Origin of the sequence: Mycobacterium sp. 1245801.1 (assembly GCF_001673055.1) — a bacterium.
Lineage (GTDB): Bacteria > Actinomycetota > Actinomycetes > Mycobacteriales > Mycobacteriaceae > Mycobacterium > Mycobacterium europaeum_A.
Genome location: NZ_LZKY01000278.1, coordinates 1 through 4,967, shown reverse-complemented (window position 1 = coordinate 4,967; position 4,967 = coordinate 1). Strand labels below are relative to the sequence as shown.

General features: G+C 69.7%; 5 protein-coding genes and 2 pseudogenes. 6 read left to right on the top strand and 1 reads right to left on the bottom strand.

What is annotated here, in order from left to right; genetic code table 11:
• The 3 genes and pseudogenes from A5622_RS18075 to A5622_RS18065 all read left to right on the top strand — a co-directional run.
• Positions 1-388 (top strand): annotated as a pseudogene (locus A5622_RS18075) (ArsA family ATPase); the annotation flags it as partial.
• The gene (locus tag A5622_RS18070) at positions 376-774 is read left to right on the top strand and encodes a hypothetical protein (RefSeq protein ID WP_066862597.1); all 399 of its coding nucleotides are present in this window, start codon (positions 376-378) and stop codon (positions 772-774) included. The pseudogene A5622_RS18075 and the gene A5622_RS18070, both read left to right, overlap by 13 nt.
• Positions 775-860: 86 nt before the next feature.
• Positions 861-1,589: a 1-acyl-sn-glycerol-3-phosphate acyltransferase gene (locus tag A5622_RS18065; RefSeq protein WP_066862594.1), complete on the top strand. Its 729-nt coding sequence runs from the start codon at positions 861-863 to the stop codon at positions 1,587-1,589.
• Here A5622_RS18065 and A5622_RS18060 read toward each other — a convergent pair.
• A complete protein-coding gene (locus A5622_RS18060) occupies positions 1,586-2,878 on the bottom strand; it encodes a glycosyltransferase 87 family protein (RefSeq protein WP_066880395.1) in 1,293 nt (430 codons plus the stop codon). The two genes, A5622_RS18065 and A5622_RS18060, sit on opposite strands and share 4 nt — an antisense overlap.
• Positions 2,879-2,971: 93 nt before the next feature.
• Here A5622_RS18060 and A5622_RS18055 point away from each other — a divergent pair, with 93 nt between their 5' ends.
• From A5622_RS18055 to A5622_RS29260, 3 genes and pseudogenes are all read left to right on the top strand, one after another.
• Positions 2,972-3,856: a hypothetical protein gene (locus tag A5622_RS18055; RefSeq protein WP_066880393.1), complete on the top strand. Its 885-nt coding sequence runs from the start codon at positions 2,972-2,974 to the stop codon at positions 3,854-3,856.
• Between the two features lie 357 nt (positions 3,857-4,213).
• Positions 4,214-4,708 carry a polyadenylate-specific 3'-exoribonuclease AS gene (locus A5622_RS18050; protein WP_066871683.1) on the top strand — a complete coding sequence of 165 codons (495 nt, stop codon included), beginning with the start codon at positions 4,214-4,216 and terminating at the stop codon, positions 4,706-4,708.
• An 86-nt stretch (positions 4,709-4,794) separates the two neighbouring features.
• Positions 4,795-4,967: pseudogene (locus A5622_RS29260) on the top strand (3-deoxy-7-phosphoheptulonate synthase class II); the annotation flags it as partial.

The window sequence follows — 4,967 nt, the reverse complement described above, 5'->3', positions numbered from 1 at the left end:
CGACGCCACCATCGGCGAGGTGGCGCTGGTGATGACCCCGCACCTGTCCGGCGAGCCGATCGGCCCCAAGGCGCTGAGCGGGCTGCTCGACGCGGCGCGGCGCCGCGGCGGCACGGCGCCGCCGGGTCCGTTGCGGCCCACCGTGGACCTCGAATCCGGGACGGGACTAGGGTCCGTCTACCGGATGCGGCTGGTGTTGCCGCAACTCGATCCGTCGGGCCTGACGCTGGGCCGCGTCGATGACGATCTGATCATCAGCGCCGGGGGATTGCGGCGCAGGGTTAGGTTGGCATCAGTACTTCGGCGGTGCACCGTGTTGGACGCACACCTACGGGGTAGCGAACTGACGGTGCGTTTTCAACCAGATCCGGAGGTGTGGCCGAAGTGAGTGGTGGGGGTCATTCCGACATCGGTCCGGAACTGCGCAGGCTCGCCCAGACGATCCTCGACGGCATCGACCCCGCGGTGCGCGCGGCGGCGGCGCTGACGGCCGGCGCGGGCGTGGGCACCGGTAAGTGCCAACAGGTGTGGTGCCCGGTATGCGCGCTGGCCGCGCTGGCCACCGGCGACCAGCACCCGTTGCTCACCGCGATCGCCGACCACAGCATCGCCCTGCTCGAGGTGATTCGCGACATCGTCAACGACATCGACCGGTCCGGCGGCCCGGCGCCGGAACCGCCGCCCGACGGTCCGCCCGGTGGCGGGCCCGGCGCTCCCGCGGACGCCGCATCGCGGACCCGGTATCAGCCCATCCCGGTCACGCTCGAGGAGTGAGCCGCCTGCGTCGCAGGTGGTCGGTTCGGGTGGGGATGGGTACAGTTGGCGCAGAACATCAGCGGGAATAGCCGAGAGGGAGGGCCATGTGGTACTGGCTGTTCAAGTACGTGCTCCTCGGCCCGCTGCTGTCACTGCTGGGGCGCCCGAAAGTCGAAGGCCTAGAACACGTTCCGAGTTCCGGGCCGGCGATACTGGCCAGTAACCACCTGGCGGTGATGGACAGCTTCTACCTTCCGCTGGTGGTGCGTCGCCGGATCACGTTTTTGGCCAAGTCGGAGTACTTCACCGGCACCGGTTTCAAGGGCTGGTTCCAGCGGTGGTTCTTCACCGCCGTCGGCCAGGTGCCGATCGACCGCACCGACGCCGACAGCGCCCGGGCCGCGCTCACGACGGCGCAGCAGGTGCTGAGCCAGGGCAAGCTGCTGGGCATGTACCCCGAGGGCACCCGGTCACCGGACGGCCGGCTGTACAAGGGCAAGACGGGACTGGCCCGGCTGGCGCTGGAGACCGGTGTTCCGGTGATCCCGGTCGCGATGATCGGCACCAACGTCGTCAACCCGCCCGGCACGAACATGCTGCGGTTCGGCCGGGTCACCGTCCGCTTCGGCAAGCCGATGGACTTCTCCCGGTTCGACGGGCTGGCCGGCAACCGCTTCATCGAGCGGGCCGTCACCGACGAAGTGATCTATGAGCTGATGGGGCTGTCCGGTCAGGAATACGTCGACATCTACGCGGCGAGCCTAAAAAAGGGCGGTGACGACGGCGCCGCCAACGGCGAGGCCGTCCGGATCCCCGAAACCGCAGCCGGTTAGCCGACGGCGGTAGCCGGCGCCAGCTGCTGCGGGGCCGCATCCCGTGCCAATCCGCGGGCGGTGACGGTGACACCCACCGTGACGAGCACCGCCAGCGCCCACCACACATAGGACATCCCGGCGAGCTGACGCCACCAGATCGCGCTGGCCTCGTGGTGCTTGGGCAGCAGGTCGATCGGCGACCACCGCATCAGCGCCACCCCCGCGGCGCTGACCACGATCAGCGCCGCGTTGCGGCGCCGCCAGCCCACGATCGCCGTCACCAGCACCGCCGGCAGCACCCAGACCCAGTGGTGCGACCAGGACACCGGCGAGACCACCAGCCCGAACAGCGCGACGCAGACCAGCGCGAGCGTGGGCTCATCGGCGCGCAACACCCGTCGCATCGCCCAGACCGTCAGCGCCAGCACCAGCAGCGACGCGGCCACCCAGAGCAGGGAGCGTTCCTGCTGCCCGAGCCCCAGCCGGGCCAGCGCGCCGGCGATGTTCTGGTCGGTGTTCAACGACGCGGAACCGATCCGGTCGGTGTGGTGCACGGTGTGCGTCCAGTACTCCCACGAGTCGTTCCAGGCCAGCACGAAACCCAGCAGCGTCGCCCCCACGAAAGACGCCAGCGCGGTCAGCGCGGCCCGGGTGTCACGGCGCAGCAGGAAATAGAGCAGGAACACCGCCGGGGTCAGCTTCAGCGCCATACCCAGGCCCAGCAGCAGCCCGCGCGGCCACGGCGTGCACCGCGGCACGCAGTCGGCGACCACCAGCGTCATCAGCACCACGTTGATCTGGCCGAAGGCGAAGTTCGAGCTGATCGGTTCCAGCCAGACCGTCGCCGCCGCCGCGGCGACGATCGCCAGCCACCACCGGCGCAGCCAGGCCGGACCGGGCAGCGTCGCCGAGGTGCGCCAGACGTCGAGGCGGGTCAGCACGATCACCGTGGACACCACCAGCAGCAACAGTGTCAGGGCGGTGATCGCGACGCTGGCGGTGGGCATGTGCATCCAGGCGAACGGGCAGAACACGATGGCCGCCAGCGGCGGATAGGTGAACGGCAGATCCACGATCGGCGTGTGGAACAGCACGTCCCCGCGATACAGCGGGTGGCCGTCCATCCACGCCCGCGCGCCCATCTGATAGACGTCGATGTCGATGCGATAGGGCGTGTGCCCGAACAGCTGCCACGCCGCATAACTGAGCCCCGCGGCGGCGGTCAGCCACGCCAGCCCCCACCCCAGCACCCACCCGGGGCCCCGCTTGCCTGCCAAGCCCACGCCGGGCGCCTGCCGTGTACTCATGTCGCACCACAGCGTAATGGGTGCGCGGCCCCCGACCCGCCTGGTGCAGCGCGGGTCCCACCTGCCCGGCGCAGACAGGCGTAGCTTTCAAGAGTGCTCCATTCGTTCGTGTCCGAGGTGACCCGATGGTTTGCCCACGACGTGTACGACCGCGGGCACCTGCCGCTGCTGTGCTGCCTGGTCGCCTTCATCCTGACGTTTTTCGTCACGCGGACGTTCGTGCGGTTGATCCGGCACCGCGCGGACAACGGCAGGCCCACCCGGTGGTGGCACCCGCGCAACGTCCACGTCGGGGGAGTGCACATTCACCACGTGACCTTCGGGGTGGTGCTGACCCTGCTCTCCGGCCTGACGCTGGTCACGCTGGCCATCGACGGGCATGAACCCGAATTCACCATCGCGGCAGCCTTTTTCGGGATCGGCGCCGCCCTGGTTCTGGACGAGTACGCACTGATCCTGCACCTGTCCGACGTGTACTGGTCCGAAGACGGCCGCACCTCGGTGGACGCGGTGTTCGCCGCGGTGGCGGTGGCCGGGCTGTTGATCATGGGTCTGCACCCGCTGATGTTTTTCCTGCCGATCTGGCACAACGCCGACTCGGCACTGCTGCGGGCCATGGTGGCCAGCGCCATGGCGCTGACGTTGCCCCTGGCCGTCGTGGTGGTGCTCAAGGGCAAGGTGTGGACCGGCCTGCTGGGCATGTTCCTGGTCATCCTGCTGGTGATCGGCGCCATCCGGCTGTCGCGCCCGCACGCCCCGTGGGCGCGGTGGCGGTATTCGACGCAACCGGACAAGATGCGCCGCGCGCTGCAACGCGAGCGGAGACTGCGCCGCCCGGTGGTGCGGGCCAAGCTGTACCTGCAGTGCGCCATCGCCGGCACACCGCGGCTGCCCGACGAACGCACCGTCGACGCAACGCTCGACCACGAGATCCACCCCGCGCCGGCGCCCACCGGGCCCATCCTGATCAGTCGGTAGCCGGCTTCCCGGCCGATGGACCGGCTCCTCTTTCGTGCCGTGCCGGTACTCATCGTCGCCGGTCTAGGCCGATGGACCGGCTCCTCTTTCGTGCCGTGCCGGTACTCATCGTCGCCGGTCTAGGCCGATGGACCGGCTCCTCTTTCGTGCCGTGCCGGTACTCATCGTCGCCGGTCTAGGCCGATGGACCGGCTCCTCTTTCGTGCCGTGCCGGTACTCATCGTCGCCGGTCTAGGCCGATGGACCGGCTCCTCTTTCGTGCCGTGCCGGTACTCATCGTCGCCGGTCTAGGCCGATGGACCGGCTCCTCTTTCGTGCCGTGCCGGCACTCATCGTCGCCCGTCTAGGCTTTCTCCGGTGCGGTACTTCTACGACACCGAATTCATCGAGGACGGCCGCACCATCGAGCTGATCTCGATCGGGGTGGCCGCCGAAGACGGCCGCGAGTACTACGCGGTGTCCACCGAATTCGACCCCGAGCGCGCCGGGCCCTGGGTGCGCGCCAACGTGCTGCCCAAGCTGCCGCCTCCGGCGTCGCAGCTGTGGCGCTCGCGCCGCCAGATCCGGGAGGACCTGGAGGACTTCTTCGGCCTGAATTCCGGGCGGGCGGCCGCCGAGCCGATCGAGCTGTGGGCGTGGGTGGCGGCCTACGACCACGTGGCCTTGTGTCAGCTGTGGGGCACCATGCCGGAGCTGCCGCGAGCGATCCCGCGCTTCACCCGTGAGCTGCGGCAACTGTGGGAGGACCGGGGCAGCCCACGGATGCCGCCCCGATCGTCCGACGCGCACGACGCGCTGGTCGACGCGCGCGATCAACTCCGCAGATACCGGCTCATCACCGGTGGGGACTGAGACGCCGGCGGGACGCACCCGGCCGGGCCGCGTTCCCGCAGATCAGCCCTGACCAGGGACCCCCGCGCCGCGGTTACGATGGACCGATGAACTGGACCGTCGACATACCGATCGATCAGCTGCCGCCGCTGCCGCCGCTGCCGACCGATCTGCGGGCGCGGCTGGACGCCGCACTGGCCAAACCGGCCGCCCAGCAGCCCAGCTGGCCCGCCGACCAGGCGACGGCGATGCGCACGGTCCTCGAAAGCGTCCCGCCGGT

What these genes read in the sequence shown, in the direction of transcription:
- A5622_RS18065 (WP_066862594.1), top strand. Translation starts at nt 861, where the DNA reads ATGTGGTACTGGCTGTTCAAGTACGTGCTCCTCGGCCCGCTGCTGTCA.
- A5622_RS18060 (WP_066880395.1), bottom strand. Translation starts at nt 2,878, where the DNA reads ATGAGTACACGGCAGGCGCCCGGCGTGGGCTTGGCAGGCAAGCGGGGC.